At 68.5% G+C, this 18,120-nt stretch carries 16 protein-coding genes and 3 pseudogenes; 8 read left to right on the forward strand and 11 right to left on the reverse strand.

The genetic code is table 11. The features are described 5' to 3' along the window. Positions 1–19 precede the first annotated feature (19 nt). From ACIQWG_RS40430 to ACIQWG_RS40440, 3 genes and pseudogenes are all read right to left on the reverse strand, one after another. Positions 20–843: pseudogene (locus ACIQWG_RS40430) on the reverse strand (NAD(P)H-dependent oxidoreductase). Between the two features lie 459 nt (positions 844–1,302). Continuing rightward, positions 1,303–2,274, reverse strand: coding sequence for an ornithine cyclodeaminase family protein (locus tag ACIQWG_RS40435; RefSeq protein ID WP_404106048.1), 972 nt, complete (start codon positions 2,272–2,274; stop codon positions 1,303–1,305). Between the two features lie 10 nt (positions 2,275–2,284). After that, a complete protein-coding gene (locus ACIQWG_RS40440; protein WP_404106051.1) occupies positions 2,285–3,154 on the reverse strand; it encodes a PhzF family phenazine biosynthesis protein in 870 nt (289 codons plus the stop codon). A gap of 97 nt (positions 3,155–3,251) precedes the next feature. On the opposite strand from ACIQWG_RS40440, the gene ACIQWG_RS40445 reads away from it, so the two are divergent. Further along, entirely contained in the window at positions 3,252–4,682 is a 1,431-nt protein-coding gene (locus tag ACIQWG_RS40445) for a PLP-dependent aminotransferase family protein (RefSeq protein WP_404106054.1), read from the forward strand. Between the two features lie 319 nt (positions 4,683–5,001). After that, on the forward strand, positions 5,002–6,168 hold the full coding sequence (locus ACIQWG_RS40450) for an epoxide hydrolase family protein (protein WP_404106057.1): 1,167 nt from the start codon (positions 5,002–5,004) through the stop codon (positions 6,166–6,168). Positions 6,169–6,386: 218 nt separating this feature from the next. Here the strand turns inward: ACIQWG_RS40450 and ACIQWG_RS40455 are convergent, their stop codons facing one another. The 3 genes from ACIQWG_RS40455 to ACIQWG_RS40465 form a co-directional block, all read right to left on the reverse strand. After that, complete coding sequence (locus ACIQWG_RS40455; RefSeq protein WP_404106060.1) at positions 6,387–7,025, reverse strand: HAD family hydrolase; 639 nt, start codon at positions 7,023–7,025, stop codon at positions 6,387–6,389. After that, positions 7,018–8,472: an MFS transporter gene (locus ACIQWG_RS40460; RefSeq protein ID WP_404106063.1), complete on the reverse strand. Its 1,455-nt coding sequence runs from the start codon at positions 8,470–8,472 to the stop codon at positions 7,018–7,020. The genes ACIQWG_RS40455 and ACIQWG_RS40460 overlap by 8 nt, the downstream gene beginning before the upstream one ends. Positions 8,473–9,044: 572 nt before the next feature. Next, positions 9,045–9,497: an Lrp/AsnC family transcriptional regulator gene (locus ACIQWG_RS40465; protein ID WP_404106066.1), complete on the reverse strand. Its 453-nt coding sequence runs from the start codon at positions 9,495–9,497 to the stop codon at positions 9,045–9,047. A 93-nt stretch (positions 9,498–9,590) separates the two neighbouring features. On the opposite strand from ACIQWG_RS40465, the gene ACIQWG_RS40470 reads away from it, so the two are divergent. From ACIQWG_RS40470 to ACIQWG_RS40480, 3 genes and pseudogenes are all read left to right on the forward strand, one after another. Then, the gene (locus tag ACIQWG_RS40470) at positions 9,591–10,085 is read left to right on the forward strand and encodes a hypothetical protein (RefSeq protein ID WP_404106069.1); all 495 of its coding nucleotides are present in this window, start codon (positions 9,591–9,593) and stop codon (positions 10,083–10,085) included. Beyond that, complete coding sequence (locus ACIQWG_RS40475; protein ID WP_404106072.1) at positions 10,075–10,449, forward strand: nuclear transport factor 2 family protein; 375 nt, start codon at positions 10,075–10,077, stop codon at positions 10,447–10,449. Before ACIQWG_RS40470 ends, ACIQWG_RS40475 begins: the two co-directional genes overlap by 11 nt. Before the next feature lie 170 nt (positions 10,450–10,619). Further along, positions 10,620–10,868: pseudogene (locus ACIQWG_RS40480) on the forward strand (IS5/IS1182 family transposase); the annotation flags it as partial. A 67-nt stretch (positions 10,869–10,935) separates the two neighbouring features. Here ACIQWG_RS40480 and ACIQWG_RS40485 read toward each other — a convergent pair. Both ACIQWG_RS40485 and ACIQWG_RS40490 read right to left on the reverse strand, forming a co-directional pair. Next, a complete protein-coding gene (locus ACIQWG_RS40485) occupies positions 10,936–11,436 on the reverse strand; it encodes a GNAT family N-acetyltransferase (protein ID WP_404106075.1) in 501 nt (166 codons plus the stop codon). A 382-nt stretch (positions 11,437–11,818) separates the two neighbouring features. Beyond that, positions 11,819–12,187 (reverse strand): hypothetical protein, encoded by a 369-nt coding sequence (locus ACIQWG_RS40490; RefSeq protein WP_404106078.1) that lies wholly within the window; start codon positions 12,185–12,187, stop codon positions 11,819–11,821. Positions 12,188–12,253: 66 nt separating this feature from the next. On the opposite strand from ACIQWG_RS40490, the gene ACIQWG_RS40495 reads away from it, so the two are divergent. Beyond that, positions 12,254–12,634 carry a hypothetical protein gene (locus tag ACIQWG_RS40495; protein WP_404106081.1) on the forward strand — a complete coding sequence of 127 codons (381 nt, stop codon included), beginning with the start codon at positions 12,254–12,256 and terminating at the stop codon, positions 12,632–12,634. An 824-nt stretch (positions 12,635–13,458) separates the two neighbouring features. Here the strand turns inward: ACIQWG_RS40495 and ACIQWG_RS40500 are convergent. After that, complete coding sequence (locus tag ACIQWG_RS40500; RefSeq protein WP_404106084.1) at positions 13,459–14,661, reverse strand: epoxide hydrolase family protein; 1,203 nt, start codon at positions 14,659–14,661, stop codon at positions 13,459–13,461. Between the two features lie 368 nt (positions 14,662–15,029). On the opposite strand from ACIQWG_RS40500, the pseudogene ACIQWG_RS40505 reads away from it, so the two are divergent. Further along, positions 15,030–15,709, forward strand: a pseudogene (locus ACIQWG_RS40505) (IS701 family transposase). 144 nt (positions 15,710–15,853) lie between these two features. Here ACIQWG_RS40505 and ACIQWG_RS40510 read toward each other — a convergent pair. After that, a complete protein-coding gene (locus ACIQWG_RS40510) occupies positions 15,854–16,246 on the reverse strand; it encodes a tautomerase family protein (protein WP_404106087.1) in 393 nt (130 codons plus the stop codon). A 284-nt stretch (positions 16,247–16,530) separates the two neighbouring features. Further along, positions 16,531–16,866, reverse strand: a complete 336-nt coding sequence (locus ACIQWG_RS40515; protein WP_404106089.1) for a cupin domain-containing protein — start codon at positions 16,864–16,866, stop codon at positions 16,531–16,533. 72 nt (positions 16,867–16,938) lie between these two features. On the opposite strand from ACIQWG_RS40515, the gene ACIQWG_RS40520 reads away from it, so the two are divergent. Further along, positions 16,939–17,892 carry a GlxA family transcriptional regulator gene (locus ACIQWG_RS40520; protein WP_404106092.1) on the forward strand — a complete coding sequence of 318 codons (954 nt, stop codon included), beginning with the start codon at positions 16,939–16,941 and terminating at the stop codon, positions 17,890–17,892. Positions 17,893–18,120 lie beyond the last annotated feature (228 nt).

The raw sequence follows: 18,120 nt of genomic DNA on the forward strand, positions 1-18,120 counted from the left end.
ACGCGCCGTCCACCGCTCGTCACCTATCCGCTTGCCTGTCACCGCCCGTGCGTTCACACTGCTGATCCTGATGCGCAAGGGCGTAGTGAATACGGATGCCCTCCTCGCCGGGGGCACGGTCGGGGCGCAGCACCAGATGCTCGTCGTAGTCGCCGCCGTTCTGGCTGCGGTACGGAATCGGCTCGGTCTCCGGAAGCGTCAGCAGCCGGTGCCGCAGCTTGCCGACCGCCGCCTCGTAGTCTCCGTCGGACAGCTTGACCGCGCCGTTGACAACCAGGGGCGGGACGACGGTCATCCCCGGATACCACAACGTGCCGTGCAGTAGCGGGAAGAGGATGTCGTTGATGTCGCCGTGGATACCGCGTGGCCCGGTCGTGGCGTCGTTGGCACCCACCGTGGTCAGCACCATGGCGCGTCGACCGACCAATCCGCCGCTGCCGTAGCGCTGGGCCCTGCCAGTCTCGGGGTCAAGCACACCCTGGGCAAAGCCCTGGATGAACAGCCGGTCGAACCACCCTTTGAGGATGGCTGGCGGGCCAAACCACCAGAGCGGGAACTGCACGATCACTGTGTCGCCCAGAGCAACTTCTCCTGCTCAACGCGAATGTCCTCACTCAGCATGCCGCTCTCCAGCGCGTGCTGGGACTCGGTGAGAACGTCGAGCCGCTCGCCGGGCTCGTGGTGGAAGTCGCCGTGCCCGACCACCGGGTTCCATCCCATGGCGTACAGGTCCGACTCCACCACCTCGTGCCCATGCTCGCGCAGTATGGCAATCCCCTCGTCACGGAGAGCGCCGTTCAGCGAGCGCGGGTCAGGATGGGCGTACAACCAAAGCACCTGCACAGCCGACCATCTTCCTTCCCTCGGTAAACCGGGCCCGGACAGACACCACGAGATCAGAATCCACCTACGCAGTCTGCCGTCACAACGCCACCAAGTGAACGACAATCAGGGGCATCGGGGGAAGGAGCGGCGTTCACGTGACTCCCTGTTCCCGGATCACTGCCCGGGGAGCGTGGGCGTCCGGCGTGACCTTGCCCAGGGACCAGCCATGGTCGGGGTCGGCTGCGGCGAGGTCGACGGATCGGGCTGATCCGGCCCGGGCATGAACAAGGGCATGCGGATCTCCGGCGAGGCATGCGGCCAGCATGCAGCCCAGCTCACGAACGCCGGCATGTTCCCCGGAAGGGGAAGTGTGCCTGCAGGCCGCCCTGCACGAGGGTTCCCGGCCCGCTCAGATGAACTGGCTCGAGCGGGTGCAATGTCTAGACATCCTCCCCCTCGTGAACGAGGGGGAGGATGTCAACCGCTGGTCCGTTCCAGAAGGGCGAGGGCAGTCTCGGCCGCGGCGAGGTCCTGGGGACCGATGCCGATGAGCTTGGCGACCGTGATGTCCTCCGGTGTGCGCCGTCCGGGAACCCGGCCGGCCAGGACGTCGCCGATCTCGCCGTCGATGCGGTCCTCCGCCACCTCTCCGCGGACGAGGGCGGCATGGATGTCCCCGTAGCGGAGGGCGAGTTCTCGGCTGTCGACGATGACCCGGGTGGCGCGATGCAGGCAGGCGCCGTCAAGCTCGCACTTGGCCGGGTCGTCGGCGCCGAGGGCCGTGATGTGCTGGCCGGGGCGGAGCCAGGAACCGAACAGGACGGGGGTGGGGCTGGCCGTCGCGGTGACGACGATGTCGGACCGGCGCACGGCCCGCTCCGGATCGGCGACCGCGGTGACGTCGACGTGCAGTAGGTCCTGGCTGAGGCGGTCGGCGAGGGCGGTCGCCCGGCGGTGATCGCGGCCCCAGACGTGGATCTGCCGGACCGGACGCACGAGGGTGAGGGCGCGGGCCTGGAGTTCGGCCTGCCTGCCGGTGCCGAGGACGGTCGCGCGGGTTGCGTTCGGGCGGGACAGCGCGCGGGCGCAGACGGCTCCCGCTGCGGCTGTGCGGAGGTCGGAGAGGTGGTGCTCGTCCTCCAGCAGGGCGGTGACGGCGCCGGTCGACGCGTCGAAGAGTGCGACGAACCCGCCGCCTTCGGGCAGGCCGCGCGTCCGGTTGCCCGGGAACCAGTTGGCGATCTTGACGAGGAAGTGGCGGCCTCCGGGCAGGTGGGCGGCCTTGATGTGGGAGTCCCCGCCGTCGGCGACGGGAAGCACCATGACCGGTGCCCGGGCTCCTTCGGTGGTGCTGAACGCGGTGAAGGCGTCGGCGATCGGCTCCACGAGGTCGGTGAGGTCCACGGCCGTGCGAATACGGTCGGCCGTGTAGAGGGGGAAGCTGGGCATGGGGTGGTCCTCACTCAGGCAGGGTGTCCAGGGTTCCCCGGGCCACCGTGGTCACGTCGCCGCCGACCCGGATGTTGTGCAGTGCGTCGGGGCTTCCCTGCGGCAGGACGGTGAGCCGGCTCGGACGGCCGGTGAAGCGCCCCTGCCGCAGTGCGAACTCCTCCTCGACGGGCACGATGCGGTTGTGGGCCAGGTACGCGCCGACGCAGCCGGCTGCGCTGCCGGTCGCGACGTCCTCCAGTACGCCGTCGTTGTTCCAGTGGCGGCCTTCCAGGGCCTCGACGTCGAGCACGTACGCGTACTGCGCGCCGTACCGCCCGAGCAACTCCGCGAAGTCGCTGCGGACGATCTTCGCCTCGGCCAGACCCGCCACCACCGGCACGATGAGATAGCGCAGGCCGGTGGAGACGACGCGCGAGGGAAGATCGGCGAGTGCCCGGCCGGGCAGGTTCAGGGCCGCGGCGATCTCCGCCCTGTCCTTCGTCGGCACGGTCGCCAGGAACTCCGGTGCTCCCTGGTCGATTTCCGCGTGGTACCCGGTGGTGGTGCGCCGGGTGGTCACCTCGACGGTCCTGTCGACCAGGCGGAACGTCCAGCGCCGTGGGCCGGGGTCGCCGTCGCGCTCGTGCATGACGGCTGCCGCGCCGAGGACCGGGTGACCGGCGAAGTCGAGTTCCTCGAAGAGGTCGAACACCCGGGCGGTGACGTCCTGGCTCCCGTCCGCGCCGCAGAGGAAGATCGTCTCGAAGTGCCGGAGCTCCTGGGTGATCGCGAGCATCTGACCGGTGGACAGGCCGGGGGCGTCGGGGAAGACGGCAAGAGTGTTGCCGGTGAACGCTTTGCCGGCAAACACGTCGACATGGCGGTAGTGCAGGGGCATGTGGATTCCAGGGTTGGTGCAGGGGTGGCTGGTTGCGGCTCGACGCTATGCGGGACCGGCCGTCCAGTCATGGTCCAATCCCGGTAAAGTGGCCTATGTGAATCGCACTGCGCGGCGCCTCCCGGCGTCGCAGTTCCCCCAGATGCTCGGCGACTGGCGCGCCGGCGACGGATCCCTGGCGCGGCGGTTGGCCGATGCCGTGGAGAAGGCCGTCCGCGACGGCCGGCTTCCGCTCGGGGCGCAGGTTCCCGCCGAGCGCCTGCTCGCCGGCGAACTCGGCCTCGCGCGGGGCACCGTGGCGGCGAGCTACCAGATCCTCCGCGCCGAGCAGCTGATCGTCACCCGGACCGGCTCCGGCAGCACCGTCGCCCTGCCGCCCCGGCTCAACGACCGCCTCTCGCCATGGGCCAGCGACCGGGGCGAGGCGGGCAAGAACGGGGCGCCACTGGACCTCACCGTCGCGGAGCCCGCGGCACCCTTCGACGAACTGCTCCAGTCCGTGCGGGAAGCGACCGACACGCTGCCCGCCGCGCTGCTGCACGACCCAGCCGAGGGCGACAGTCCGTCGGCGCTTCACACGGCGATCGCCGACGCCTACGGCGTCCAGGGACTCCCGACCGACGGCGGGCACCTCCTGCTGACCAGCGGAGCCGACGCCGCCTTGAGCCTGCTCAGTGCGGCGTACCTGCGGCCGAGCAGCCGGGTCGTCCTGGATTCCCCCACCTATCCGGGCGCGCTCGCCCTGTTCCGCGGCGCGGGTGCCAGGTTGGTCGCCCAACCCCTCACCCCCACCGGCTGGGACGTCCCCGCCCTGGACCGCACGCTCAGGGCGGCCCGGCCGTCCCTGACGTACCTGGTCGCGGACTTCCACAACCCCACGGGCCTGCTGATGGGCGAGGAGGAGCATGCCGAACTGCGACGGCGGCTGCGCCACCACGACACCCTGGTCGTCTTCGACGAGACCCTGCGAGACCTGGACCTGCGCGAAGGCGCCGCGCCGCCGCCGCGTGTCGCGGGCCGCGCCGGCGACCGGCACATCGTGTACGTGGGTTCCTTGAGCAAGTCGCTGTGGCCGGGCCTGCGCGTGGGCTGGATCCGCGCCCATCCCGACATCGTCCGGCGGCTGGCGGCGCTCCCGCTCGGGGCCGCGCTCACCCCCTCGCTGTTCGACCGGCTCGTCGCCGCCCGCCTCCTGGAACGCCGGGGGGCGGTCCTCGACCGTCGACGCGCCCAGCTGAGGTCCCAGCGGGACCACTTGGCCGCGCGGCTGTCGACTCTGCCGTGGTGCCGCTTCCAGGTACCGCAGGGTGGCCTGTCCCTGTGGCTCGAACTCCTCGACGCCGACTCCCGGCGGCTGACCGACCTGGCGGCCACACGCAACCTCGCCCTCACGCCGGGCTTCCATTTCTCCCCCGACGGCGCCCTGGACGGCTATCTGCGACTTCCCTTTACCCTCCCGCCCGAGGCACTCGACACGGCGGTCGACAGACTCACCGAGGCCCATGCCGCCCTGGAAGGCGCTCATTGACCAGTGCCCGCACCCCGGGCCTTCACATGCCCGTTGCCCGGGAACGACCACATCCTGCGCCGCAGCAGTCGCGCATGGCCTGGCGGGGAGCAACGTGATCCGGCAGCCATCCCCGCGGCCAGGTCGGACCGCGAACCCGAGCCGATTGTGTGAGCGCCGCTTGGCCTGCCCCGCCTCCCGGTCCGCGACGTCCAGGAAGAAGCACTGCTTCAGTCGGCAGGCCCCACGCTGGCCGCAACTCCACGCGCTCTACCGCCCCTTTGAGACATCCAAGGTGGGGTGCTGGCAGCAGGCGTCCCAACGAGGTGAGAATGCCCCAATGCGAGCATTCACGATCACTACGTCCGACGAGACGCTGGTCGACCTGCGCGAGCGGCTTGCGCGCACCCGGTTCCGAAACGACCTGCCCGACGAGGATTGGGGGTGGGGGACCCCGCAGCCCTGGCTGCGGCGCCTCGTCGAGCACTGGCTGCACCGCTACGACTGGCGTCGCACCGAAGCCGAGTTGAATGCCCTGCCCCAGGTGGTCGGTGATTTCGCCGGGCTGCGTGTGCACGCTTTCGCGGTGCGCTCGCGGCACCAGGACGCCACGCCGCTGCTGCTGTGCCACGGCTGGCCCGGCTCGGTCGTGGAGTTCCTCGACTGCCTGCCCGCACTGGTCGACCCGACCAGCCACGGCGGACGCGCCAAGGACGCCTTCCACGTAGTTCTGCCCTCGATGCCCGGTTTCGGTCTCTCCGGGCCGACCGCCGCTCCCGGCGTCGACGTGGCCGGGATCGCCGACGCATTCGCCGCCCTCATGGACGATCTCGGCCACCCCCGTTTCGTGGCCCAGGGCGGGGACTGGGGCGCCTTCGTCGTCCGGCAGCTCGGCCTGGAGCATCCCGGCCGGCTCTTGGGCGTGCACATCAACTTCCCCTGGGCGGTGGCCCCGCCTGGCCTCGACGACCCGCTGGCCGAGGCGACGCTGACGGAGCGCGAGGCACTAGAACACAACGCCCGGGTGTATGGCGCCGACAACGGCTACTACGTTCAGCAGGCCACCCGGCCGCACAGCATCGGCCCGGCACTTGAGGACTCCCCTGCGGGGTTGGCGGCCTGGCTGCTGGAGAAGTTCCACACATGGTCTGATTCCCGTGAGGGCATGCCGTTCACGCTCGATCGGCTGCTGGACAACACCATGCTCTATTGGCTCACCGGCACTGCCACCTCCGCCGCCCGCCTGTATGCGGAGTCGGAGGCTTACGGCTCCGATCCGCAGGTGTGGGGCCGCAGGGTGGAGGTGCCCACCGGCATCGCACTCTACCCTCGGGAGAAGACCCGGTCACCGCGCCGGTGGAGCGAACGCCAGTGGAACGTGGTGCACTGGGCTGATCAGCCGCGTGGCGGACATTTCGCCGCCTTCGAGCAGCCCGGCCTGTTTACCTCCGACCTGCGCGACTTCGCCCGCACACTGCGGTCATGCCGACAGCAGGCCGCCAACTAACCGTGGGTTCAGACTTTTCATGCCGTGCGATCAGGGATGCCGCATGCGTCCGGGACGCCGACCCCGCCGCCCCGCTTTCGGCAGCAGTGGCTCGATCACCGGCTTTGGAGCGACGGCCCGGTGCCCCAGGCCCGTCCTAGGATCTTGGTGCGTGGCGGTCAAGGGAGTGTCCCGACGCTGAAGACGCCATAGTGATCGCTGCTGCCTATCAGGCGCTGCTACTTCCATCGGATTTCGGAGAAGTCGCGGACCGTCGCATCTGCGGCGCCGAGATCCGTCCGCGAATGCGTGGTGGTGAGCGCCACGCAGTACGCGCCAGCAGCTCGCGCGGCTCGGACACCGGCCGGTGCGTCCTCGAAGACGACCGTGTCGAGCGGATCGACACCGAGGGCCGCGGCCGCGGCGAGGTAGCCCTCCGGGTGGGGCTTGCCGTGTTCGACGTCATCAGCGGTGACTACGACGTCGAAGAGATGCAGGGCACCCATGCCAGAGAGTTCGGCGCGCGCGTAGTGCTTCGTCCCTGACGTGACCACGGCCATGGGTACGCGCTTCTCACCCAGACGTGTCAGCAGCGCGAGTGCTCCCGCGACCGGCCCCACCGGCGGCATGTCGGCGCCGCGTGCGTAGCCGAGGGCCTCACGGAACAGCGACTCCGCGCTCCTGCCGGGGAAGGACGGTAGGTGATCCGCGATGGCCTCGACCCCGGGACGGCCTGCGAATCGGGCAAGTTGGGCCGGATCAAGGCCGACGCCATGGACCTGGAAGAGCTTTTGCCAGGCGGCGCGGCTGCGCGGTTCGGTGTCGACCAGAGTGCCGTCCAGGTCGAAACAGACGGCGCTGAAGGACAGTTCAAGCATGTCGGTTCCCTTGTGCTGTGTGGTGGGCTGCCCGTAGGGCCGCGCCGGCGGAGACCAGTGCAAGCACCGCGCACGCCCCGAGCGTGGCCGCCAGCGCGTGGGCCGACGTGGGAGCGTCTCCCGTACGGGCGAAGGTCAGATAGCCCGCGCCCAGGGCGGCGACACCGACCGCACCGCTGAGCTGGGCGTTGGTGCTGATGACGCCTGAAAGATCGGTGGCATAGTCCGGAGCGGTCGCCGAAGTCATGCGGCTGATGAGCGAGTTGGAACTGATGCCCAGGCCGAACCCGCCTATTCCCAGCAGTGCGAGCAGCCCCGGGCCGGTACGGTGGCCGGCCAGCAGATACCCGCACACGGCGAGATAGCAGACGGCGAGCAGGACGCAGCCGCACACGTCGGCGTACCGCACGAGGGCATACCGGGCGGGGAAGCGGGACAATGCGACCCCGGCAAGCCCGAAAGCCACCACCCAGGACACCATGGTGAGCCCCACATAAGCAGGTCCCCGGCCCAGACCATGCTGGAGGTAGATCGCCAGCACGAACAGCAGGGCGAAGTACGTCAGGGTCGTCAGGCCGTGAGCGAGTAGGCCCCAGCGCACCGCCGGCGGCCGAACCGCATGGGGAGAGACCAACGGACGCCCACCCAGTGCGTCCAGCCGGCGCTCACCGTTGACGAAGAGCGCGGCCAGGGGGCAGGAAGCGGCGAGGCTGATCCAGGACCACACGGGCCACGCCTCCTCGGGCCCGAGAACCAGCGGCACGATCAGCAGTCCGATGGCCGATGAGAGCAGGACCACCCCCCTTATGTCGAAGGACAAAACGGCGCGTGGCCTGTCGTCCGGCACCCAGAGTTGCGCGGCGACGGCAAGGAAGAGAGCGGCAGGCACATTGATCAGAAAGATGGGACGCCACCCGAGCCCCAGCACATCCGCGGCGAGAAGCAGCCCACCGAGCACCTGCCCGGCCACCGCTCCGCCGGAGAGCGCCACCGCGTAGTACGCCAGGGCCCGGACCCGGTCCCTCCCGCCGAAGTGCGTCTGCACCGCGCTCAGCACCTGGGGAACCATCAGTGCGGCCCCCGCGCCCTGCACGATCCTGGCGAGGATCAGGAGCACCGGGGTGGGCGTGACCCCGCACACGAGGGACGACACCCCGAAGACGAGAACCCCGGCGACGAAGACCCGGCGATACCCGTGGGTGGCCCCGAGACGGGCCCCGGTCACCAGCAGCACGGCATAGGCGACCACGTATCCGGAGACCACGAGAGCCGTCTCCCCGCCGGACGCGCCGAGGCCGTCCTGGATGCTGGGCCCGGCGACATTCACGATCGCGGTGTCCACATTGGCGAGGAACTGGCCGACCAGCAGAACAGCCAGCATCCGCCAGGGGGTGTCGCCGCCATCCGTGTCCCGCTGCTGGGGCCGGATGTTCATCACATGATGCATGCACCGACTCTGCGACGATCACTGAACCGCCGCTGGCGACTTTCGGACGTCGCGTTCAGGGACCGGAGCCCAAGGCCGATCAAGTGCTCTTCCGCCTCCGGTGGGAACTCCTTTGGACCGTGTCCCACGCAGTGAGGCGAAGCAGTCACTTTCAGCCCTGACCCAGGCGGAGTCGAAGACATCGCGGCATACGCAGGCAAGGCCGACGTCGTTCAGCCAAGCGCGGGACCACCTCGTATAGTCAGCCCCGCACCCCACCCCGCGACAAGATCACGAACCGGCGGGGAACTGTCGGATTCGGCATCTGGGCCTGGGCGGCATAGCGTGTGGAACACCGGCACCGTCACTTACACACCCCCACTACGCTCCCCCGGCCCGGCCACATGCTGCACCTGCGGGAACTTCCTTGCAGGCGTGGGCCGCCTTCATGGCGCGGGCAAGTGCCTCGGCGGAGGCCCGACCTGCAACTTGCTACCCGCCGCCTCGATCCAGTGGGACGGGACGCTCTGCTCGACGGTCAGGCAACCAGCAGCATCACAGCCACCGCGCAAGATCAACGACGGTTCGCCTGGTCAGATGGTGATGGACCGTTCGAATACCGTGCGTAGGACAACGGTGGAATTGGTGTGGGTGATGGACGGAATCGCCCGGATGCGGTCGAGGGTGTCGGCCAATTCGATGGTGGTGCCGACCCGGATCTTGATGAGGTAGCAGTCCTCGCCGGCGATCTCGTGTACCTCCAGCACGCACGGCTCCCGCTCCAAGGCGTTGTTGACCGCCGTCTTGGCATCGGGCTCGGGGGTGAAGCGCAGGGTGACGAACGCGGCGGTGCCCGCGCCGACTGCCTGGGGTTCGACGACAGCGCGGTAACCGGTGACCACTCCGTCCCGCGAGAGCTTGTCCAACCTGTCGCGCACAGCGGGCTCGGACAACCCTACGAGCCCCGCCAGCGCACGAACAGTCTTGCGCCCGTCTCGCAAAAGCTCAGCGACCAACATGTGGTTGACGTGGTCCAGGGGCTGCACAGCGCACACTCTCCTCAGCTAGTCTTCTATTAGTAAGGCACTGCAGGAGGCAAACCTTACTTTATAAGGTTCACATCGTTGAAGGGGGCACGCGTGGATCCGACCTCACTGGATCTCTCGGGGCCGAAGCCTCAGATTCCCTACCAACCGCGGAGCGTGCGTTTCCAGCAACGCGTCACCCTGGGCGACTGGGTGGTGAAGCTGTATGCGATCGCACCGCACGGACACTCGTTCCGCGAGGGGGTTGCCGAGGCGGCGGTCCATGCCGCGCGGCAGACGCTTCCCTCACCTGCCGTCACGTCTGAGCGTTACGGCGTGGGGTTCGTCATCGCTCATGACACACCCCAACTCTGCTATGCGCTGATCTGCTGGTGGGCCGAGGAGAACGAGGTACATCAGCAGATCCTCTCCGCGCCCGCCGACCGCCCTGCGGAGCTAGCGCCCCACCCGAGCCACGCGGCCGGATGCGTGTGGGAACTGAGCGTCACCGATTTCGAACGTCGAGCCTGGATCAGTTACATCCTGGCCAGCCCCGATGCCCCGAATATGGCCGGCTACCTTGCACAGGAGTACAACGATGATCTCTGAGATGAGTCCGCACAAGTGCCTCGCCCAGTTCGCTGCCGCGTGGGCCGAACGCGATGTCGCCGGTCTGCTGGACTTGATGACCGACGATGCCGTCTACGCCGCATCCGTGGGTCCGGAACCCGGCCGAACGTTTCGAGGTCATCATGAGTTGGCCGGTGGCTTCCGGGCGATGTTCGAACATGACGCCGACGCCGTCATAGAGCAAGACGAACCGGTCGTCAAGGGCGACTGGGCCGTTAGCACGTGGACCTATCGTTTCGTGGTCGCCGACGGTCCGCAGCGCTGCGAACGCGGCATCGATCTGTGGCGGTTCCGCCAGGGGAAGATCTGCCTCAAGGATGCATACCGCAAGGTCCACGGGTGACAGCGATTCGGCAATGCCTGGCGAAAACACGTGTTACTGACCGCAATTGAAATCATCCCGTCCGGCACGGCGCAGACGAGGCGATCGGCAGTTCACACGCCCGGGGGCATCACAAGATTGGGGGCCCGGAAGGATAAGACGGACGGGACGCCGAAGATGATCCCGACCGGGAGGAGCGACGGCGCATCCGGCGCCGGCGGGAACTCCGACTGGAGGCCGCCCTACTCGGACGCTCGCGGGGCGGACTGACCAGCAAGGTCCACCTGGCCGCCGACCGCGGGTGCCGCCCGTTGGCGTTCGTGCTGACCGCTGGGCAGGGCGCGGACAGCCCGCAGTTCGTCCCCGTGCTCCAGAAATTACGGGTCCGTGGGCCCGTCGGCCGCCCCCGCACCCGGCCCGACGCAGTCGCCGGGGACCGAACGACGCCGGTGACATCCGAGCACCAGGAGATGCCCTGGGCCACATTTCTCGCCGCGCAGCCGGTGATCAGACCAGCTGGATGCTGAGCTGGCAACCGAGCTCGCTGAACCCCAGCGCAACCGCCGCCTTCCTCGACGCCGGGATCTGCGCCCGCCACTGCGGCAGAAGGCCCTGCGCGAGTGCATATCGAACTGCGGCTGACCCGGTCTTGCGGGCAAGGCCCTTCCTACGCCAGGCAGGCGAGGTCAACACGCTCAAGTGAGCCGTCGAGCTCGGCCAGGCGCGATAACCCGCGGCAGCGACAACCTGACCGTGGACCCGCAGGACGAACGCGGGCGAGGTGATCTCGGCGAGGCCGGCCTCGCCGGCGTCCTCCGCCCCGGCAGCCTGTTCCAGGGCGTCCAGGTCCGCATGACCGGCGGGCAGTTCCTCTACGCGCCATTCTGCATACGCCGATGGCCGGAAGTCATCGGCCGCGACATGGGCGAGGGCGGCAGGCCCAAGGACCTCGCCGATCGGGAGAACTCCCCCGATCGCTTCCGGGTCCGTCAACTTGTCGGCAGGCATCTCAGCCACGGCCTTACGGATCCGGGCAGCGGCCTACTCGCTCGGAGCCGTCACGATGGCCGCCCCACCCAGAAGAACGATGCCCGCCCATCCGGGCGGGCAGAACCTCGACCGGGAAGAGGCGACGACGCTGACGTCGCCCGCCCCGCCGAACGAGCCCGGCGCCGACGCCAGTTCCTGCCACAAGCCCTGGGCCCTGACCAGTAAAAGATCTCTTGACATGAACCGATCCTGTCAGGCCCGCGGGATCGCACACGATCGGAACTAAAGCAGCTAGACCGGCATAGAGGACCCCAAGCTGACCGGACTTCATCGCGGATCTGCAAGCGGCACTGCCCAGCAAGCGCAAGTGTTCGATCGAGACCGCTGGCCAGGATCAGCCCTACAAAACCTTGGGCTCTTCAGCCACTGCGGCGGCGATCAATGCCACGAGGTTGTCGGTCCAGCAGTCGGACTCTTTCGTCGCGACTTCGACGCCGCAGCCGACACAAACGAGGTTGGGGCCGTCTTGGCCCGCGGGCCCGCAGCAACCACCGAGGCGCCGAGGATCGGAGTGAAGCGCAGCCCCAGAAACGTCGTCCGGGTGAAAGATCAGAAGGCTGGCATCGAAATTGATCTTGAAGGTTCCTGAAGCCATCCGCGGCGGAGCGACTTCATTGCCAGGCGGCCGCTCGGGACCTCTCAACGGTTCCCCAGGCATCACCTCGCTGGTTATGGGCTGCCCGCAGTTCACACAGCGAAAGATGGTCACACGGCGATTCTCCTCCCTCCCCCTCCCCCGGGAGCTCGCTGAGACGAACTGGCCGGTCAACGGTCAATGCTCAACCCCGTCCACAACCTCCAGATACACACCGCCGAGCTCCCCGTCTCCGCGACCACGGCCTATGCCGCCTGGCAACTCTTCGGCACGGCCTCATTCATCGCCAGCTGGTGGTTGTGCGCCACCGGCGCCCGCCTCACCTGGACCGCCTGGGGCGCCGCCACCACCGGCATGATCTGGGCAGCCTCCCCCGCCACCGGCCGCACCGTCGCCACCGGCCTCGCTCTACGCAGCCTCAGCCTGCGCTCCTCGTCCTTCGTCCACGTCCACAACGACGTCCAACCCACCCCCGTCCAGATCCGCCCCGACATCCACGTCCCCCAACCCCTCGTCGAACGCGTAGAGATCAACGGCCGCGATCTGCGATCCGTTGACTGAACCGCCGCCCGTCTGCCTGCTCCAGCGCTGGCCCATCGCCCTGCTGCTCCGCGGCCACCCCTTGCGGAGACCGAGGGCCGGACAGGCCGTCCGGCCGCCCGCCTCACTTCCGTGCCCCGGCGACAAGCCAACCGTCGGCGGGACGGAGCACTGCCCGCCACCAATCTGTTGGAGGACACCCGTGTTCACACCCCGTCCGGGTCGCAGGATCGGACGCCCGGCCCCACCCGACCCGGACCCCGCTACCCGCTCCCGGTCCGCCGACTGCCCGGAACGTGGGGCGTGTGATGAGTGACCGTGGTCGACGTCGACGTGTGCTCGAAAGCACTGTCGGCAACTAATCCGATCTATGACTGGCAGGCATCGCCAGAGGGACTTGCCGGCTCACCACCGGGGACGTCTCGCTGGACGAAGAGACCGTGCGCCTGCATCTGAACCGCCACCACGTGGACCTGCGCCCAGCATCTCGGACCTTGGCGGGCAGCGCCTGGAGCAAGCCGAAGCGGCCTGGGAGAACAACCGCTCCGCCAGCACGACCCCGTGGCTCTTCCCGGGCCACAACCCGGCTCGTCCGCTGTGCCTGCAGTCGATTCAGCTTCAACTCCGCAAGCGTGACTTTAAAGGACTCGCCGGTCGCAACGCCGCCCGCCTCGCACCGGCCGCCGACGTTCCGGCGTCGATCCTCGCTGAAGTCGCAGGTACCAGCGGTGCGCAATGCCACCCGGTGGGCCACCCTGGCCAAGCGCGACTGGACGCAGTACATCGCCACCCGCCAACAGTCGGAGCCGTGAGTAGAGGGCGTGGTGCGGCCGGTGCTCGTTGCGTCAGGATGTGTTTGCGTCGCGCAGGCTGCGGAAGAAGGCGCGGATGTCGCCGACGAGCAGGTCCGGCTGTTCCATGGCGGCGAAGTGGCCGCCCCGGTCGAACTCCGTCCAGCGGACGATGTTGTTCGTGCGTTCGGCGATGTGCCGCAGGACGATGAAGTTCTCTTGCGGGAAGGCGGCGAGCGCGGTGGGGGCCGTTGAGGGCTCCGGTGGCTTTCCCTGGTAGGCGGCGTGGGCGCGCTCGTAGTAGATGCGGCCGGAGGAGCCGGCGGTCCCGGTCAGCCAGTACAGCATCACGTTGGTCAGCAGGTGGTCGCGGTCGACGGCGTCCTCGGGCCGGTCGGCGCTGTCCGTCCACTCCTTGAACTTCTCGGCGATCCACGCGAGTTGGCCGACGGGTGAGTCGGTGAGTGCGTAGGCGAGGGTCTGCGGACGCGTGGACTGGATGTCCGCGTAGCCCTGCTTGTCGCGGCTCCATGCCTGCATCCGCTCCCAGGAGGCCCGGGTGCGCTCGCGTTCCGCGGGGCTGAGGGCGGCGATTTCCGCCTCGGTCGGCTCGGCGGTCGCACCGGCGCCGGGGATCAGGTTCAGGTGGACGCCGATGACGTGGTCGGGGCGGATGCGGCCCAGTTCGCGGGAGATGGCCGATCCCCAGTCGCCGCCCTGTGTCCCGTAACGGTGGTAGCCCAGGCGGTGCATCAGCTCGGCGAAGGCGGCCGCGACACGGTGGTATTCCCAGCCCTTGTCGCGGGTGGGGCCGGAGAAGCCGAAGCCGGGGATGCTCGGCAGGACCAGGTGGAAGGCGTCCGCGGGATCGGCGCCGTGCGCCCGGGGGTCGGTGAGCGGGCCTGTGATCCGCTCGAACTCGACAATGGATCCGGGCCATCCGTGCGTGATGATCAGCGGTGTGGCGTCCGGTTCCGGGGAGCGGATGTGCGCGAAGTGGATGTTCGCGCCATCGATCGTGGTCGTGAACTGCGGCCACCGGTTCAGGCGAGTCTCCGCCGCCCGCCAGTCGTACTTGTGCCGCCAGTAGTGCGCGAGTTCCCGCAGGTAGTCGCGCGGAACGCCGTAGTCCCAGCCGGCGTCAGGCAGTTCGTCCGGCCACCGGGTGCGGTCCAGGCGGTGCCTCAGATCGTCCAAGTCGCTGTCCGGGATCGAGACTTGGAACGGTTGGATGCTGTCATCGGGTGATGTCGTCATCGTGCTCCAGTTTAGGCGGTCCTGCCGCTTTCATGATCGGCAGCTTTGTTGTGCCGGCCCGGACGCTCCTCCTGTGCACCGGCAGAGGCTTGTAAGGGGTACTCCTGCCAGTAGGGCAACCTGCCCCGAACAGTGATCAGCCGGGATGCCGTCCGCATCGACGATCAACGGCATCGACGCATTTCACGCTGTAGCGGCTGCCGCACCCTGCTGGGCCGGCAGGTGGAATGACGCAGCTGGGAAACAACGGCTCTGCGTCAGTACCGCTCAAGACGATCGGCTCGTGCCTGGAGTACCCCTACCAACCCGACTAGTAGGGCTTTGTTACGTCTCTGGGCAGGCGGTGGTTGTGGTGGTTTCCTGCTGGTATGAGGGCGGATGAACTCGCGGCATGTCGTGGGCGGTTGGAGGAGTTCGCTGGGGACGTGTTCGCGCCATTGGTGCGTGCTGACCAGCGGGTGACGGGCAGGCTGTATCTGCGAGGTCTGCTGCTGGACGGGCGCCGGAAGTCGATGCAGCCGATGGCAGGGCGCCTGGGTGTCGCTCACCAGCAGTTGCAGCAGTTCATGACGTCTTCGACCTGGCCGGTGGACACGGTCAGAGGGCTGTTGGCCCGGCGGGCAGTGGCAGTGGTACGTCCGCAGGTGTGGGTGGTGGACGACACCGGCTTCTCCAAGGACGGATACCCATCGCCCGGGGTGGGCCGGCAGTACTCCGGCACCCTGGCAAGGTCGGCAACTGCCAGATCGGCGTCAGCGTCCATGCCGCATCCGACACCGCTTCATGCCCGCTGGCCTGCCGGCTGTTCCTGCCCCGCAGCTGGGACGGAGCCGAGGCTGCGGGCCGGCGGGCCTGCTGCCGGGTCCCCGACGAGGAACATCACCGGCCCAAGTGGCAGCTCGCTGTGGACATGCTCGACGAACTCGCCACGGTCGGGCTGCGGCCCGCGGTGCTGGTCGCGGACAACGGCTACGGCGCGAACGCCGATTTCAGGCACGCGCTGGAGGACCGTGACCTGGCCTACGCGCTGCAGGTAAGGGCGAAATGACCGCCACACCGAGACGGCTGAACCTTACGAGCCGCCCTACGGCGGGCTTGGGCCGCGTCCGCTGCCAATGCCAGATTCCCCGATTCGCTATGCGGCAGCGCACATCACGCCTGCATGGACGGAGAGCGATGGCCGGGGTGGGCCTCATTCGCCGGCCTGTACGTACTGCGCCACGCCTTCGCCGAATGACCAGTCGATCGACGCATTCTCGTAGATCATGACCAGAACATTCCGTGGATCGAGGCCCGCGTACTCCTTGGCGAGATCGACGATCCTGCCGTAGATAGCCCGCTTCTGATCATCTGTGCGTCCGGAACGCATGGTAATGGCCACGAACACGACGTCGTCGTCCCGGTGTATGCCGAGGTAGTCATCGTAGTGGAGCTTGCTACGCGTGCCGTCGTGGCTGGTGAGCACCTGGAGTAGGTCGTTTTTCGGGATGCCGATGGTGTCGATCAGGGCCTCGTGCACAGCCCGTCCCACGGCTTCCAACCGCTTCTCGTCCGCGCGAAGCGCGTCAATGCGCACAAATGGCATCAAATATGTCCTTTCAAGTGATTCGATCAGAGGCTGGTCAGTGGCGAGCAAGAGGGCGAGCGATGGGCCTCGTTGAGGGGCGTTGAGCCGCGACCGGGGCCTCCGAGCTTCCACAGACCGCACGGGGCGAGCAACGGCATACTCAACTGCATCGCCGTTGCTCCAGACCTTCTGGCTTAGCGGGCGTGTCCGGCAAGCATGCCAAGTGCGCCGCCTAAATGTTCCACGGCACCGTCACCGTTACCGCGATCCGACTCTGGCTCCGCCCCTGATCCGGCGGACCGCTAGCCCTCTGGGTAGAAGAGGAACAGCGTGCAGCCGGTGGTGGTCGAGGGCACGTGCCACGACCCGGCCGGGGCGTGCAGGAACGTGCCAGCAGGGTAGTTGCGTGCTCCGTCATTGAACGTGCCGGCAACCACGTAGACCTCCTCCGAGCCGGGCTCGTGGACGTCGCGGCGCGGCCAGGAGGTACCCGCCTCCATCTCCAGCACGTTGGCGTGCGCACCGGCCGGACCCCTCCACAGGGGACGCAGCCGGATCCCGGGGAACAACTCACGGACCGGGGCTTCGTCGATAGAGATGGAGGTGTAACCCTCCTGCGCAAGGATCTCAGAGTGCATGCCTGCAACAGTGCCGTGCGCGGGCCGCGACGGGACAGAGACTGCGATGACATCATGGGGTACTTTCCTGCCATGCATCGCGTGGTGGCCCTGGTACGGCCGGTGCAGTCGGTCTTCGAACTCGGCTGCGCCGTCGAGGTCTTCGGCACCAAGCGGCCCGGGGTTCCGCAGCACTACGAATTCGAATCGTGCACGGAGACGCCCGGCCCAGTGCCGACCACGGGCGGGTACGCGATGTCCGTGTCACAGGGACTATCGGCGCTCGAGACCGCGGACACCGTGATCATCCCGGGCTGGCTGCCGGTGGAGGAGCCGCTCACAGATGTCGTGCGCCGCGCGCTGATGCGGGCGCACGCGCGTGGGGCGCGGCTGGTCACGATCTGTTCTGGGGTGTTCGCGCTGGCCCGCACGGGACTGCTGGACGGCCGCTCGGCCACCACGCACTGGGCGCGTGCCGAGCAACTGCGGCGTGAGTTCCCCCGGGTGCGCGTGGAGCCGGACAGGCTTTACGTGGATCACGGTGACGTCGCCACCAGCGCTGGCGCGGGCGCGGGGCTCGACCTGTGCCTGCATCTGGTCCGGAACGATCACGGGGCCGCGTACGCCGCTCTGCTTACGCGGCACATGGTACTGCCGCCGCACCGCGAGGCCGGTCAGGCTCAGTACAGGCCGCCCCCGCCGCCCGGGAATGCGCTCAACGGCCTGCTCAAATGGGCCGACGAGCGCCTCGACACACCGCTGTCGGTAGACGACCTGGCCGCGTACCTCGGCGTCTCGCCCCGCACCCTGGCCCGACGCTTCGCCGACCAGCTCGACACGAGCCCGGGTGCATGGTTGCTCGCCCGTCGGGTGGCCGCAGCCCGCACCCTGCTGGAGGAAACGGAATTGCCGGTCGAGGCGATCGCGCCCCGCGTCGGCCTCACCTCCGCGGTCAACCTGCGCCGCCGCTTCCGCTCCGAGATGGGCACGACCCCGGGCGCCTACCGGCGAGCATTCCGGGTCCGTAATCCGTCGGACAGGCCCTAGCCCAAGGGGTCCGAACCGCGGCGGGCCCCCGGCGATCACCCATGATCATCGACGCATCCCCATCGCCGTCTTTGGCATGCGGCTGGTCTTCCCCGTCGAAGTCGCCGCCAGCATGCTCGACACGTCCTGGCGCTGAGACCGCGCACTGCCCTTTCAGCTGTTGGTGTTTCGCCATGGCACGTCGTGGCCCTAGGGTGGCCGTGAGGGCTGGAGCACGTCAGGTGCAGC

The organism is Streptomyces sp. NPDC098781, from assembly GCF_044759995.1.
In the GTDB taxonomy this organism is placed as follows: Bacteria; Actinomycetota; Actinomycetes; order Streptomycetales; family Streptomycetaceae; genus Streptomyces.

Bases quoted from the DNA above. Each gene is read 5' to 3' on its own strand.
- ACIQWG_RS40510 (WP_404106087.1), bottom strand. From the start codon at position 16,246: ATGCCATTTGTGCGCATTGACGCGCTTCGCGCGGACGAGAAGCGGTTG.
- ACIQWG_RS40460 (WP_404106063.1), bottom strand. From the start codon at position 8,472: ATGCATCATGTGATGAACATCCGGCCCCAGCAGCGGGACACGGATGGC.
- ACIQWG_RS40515 (WP_404106089.1), bottom strand. From the start codon at position 16,866: ATGCACTCTGAGATCCTTGCGCAGGAGGGTTACACCTCCATCTCTATC.
- ACIQWG_RS40440 (WP_404106051.1), bottom strand. From the start codon at position 3,154: ATGCCCCTGCACTACCGCCATGTCGACGTGTTTGCCGGCAAAGCGTTC.
- ACIQWG_RS40485 (WP_404106075.1), bottom strand. From the start codon at position 11,436: ATGCCTGCCGACAAGTTGACGGACCCGGAAGCGATCGGGGGAGTTCTC.
- ACIQWG_RS40435 (WP_404106048.1), bottom strand. From the start codon at position 2,274: ATGCCCAGCTTCCCCCTCTACACGGCCGACCGTATTCGCACGGCCGTG.
- ACIQWG_RS40455 (WP_404106060.1), bottom strand. From the start codon at position 7,025: ATGCTTGAACTGTCCTTCAGCGCCGTCTGTTTCGACCTGGACGGCACT.
- ACIQWG_RS40520 (WP_404106092.1), top strand. From the start codon at position 16,939: ATGCATCGCGTGGTGGCCCTGGTACGGCCGGTGCAGTCGGTCTTCGAA.
- ACIQWG_RS40450 (WP_404106057.1), top strand. From the start codon at position 5,002: ATGCGAGCATTCACGATCACTACGTCCGACGAGACGCTGGTCGACCTG.
- ACIQWG_RS40495 (WP_404106081.1), top strand. From the start codon at position 12,254: ATGCTCAACCCCGTCCACAACCTCCAGATACACACCGCCGAGCTCCCC.
- ACIQWG_RS40475 (WP_404106072.1), top strand. From the start codon at position 10,075: ATGATCTCTGAGATGAGTCCGCACAAGTGCCTCGCCCAGTTCGCTGCC.
- ACIQWG_RS40500 (WP_404106084.1), bottom strand. From the start codon at position 14,661: ATGACGACATCACCCGATGACAGCATCCAACCGTTCCAAGTCTCGATC.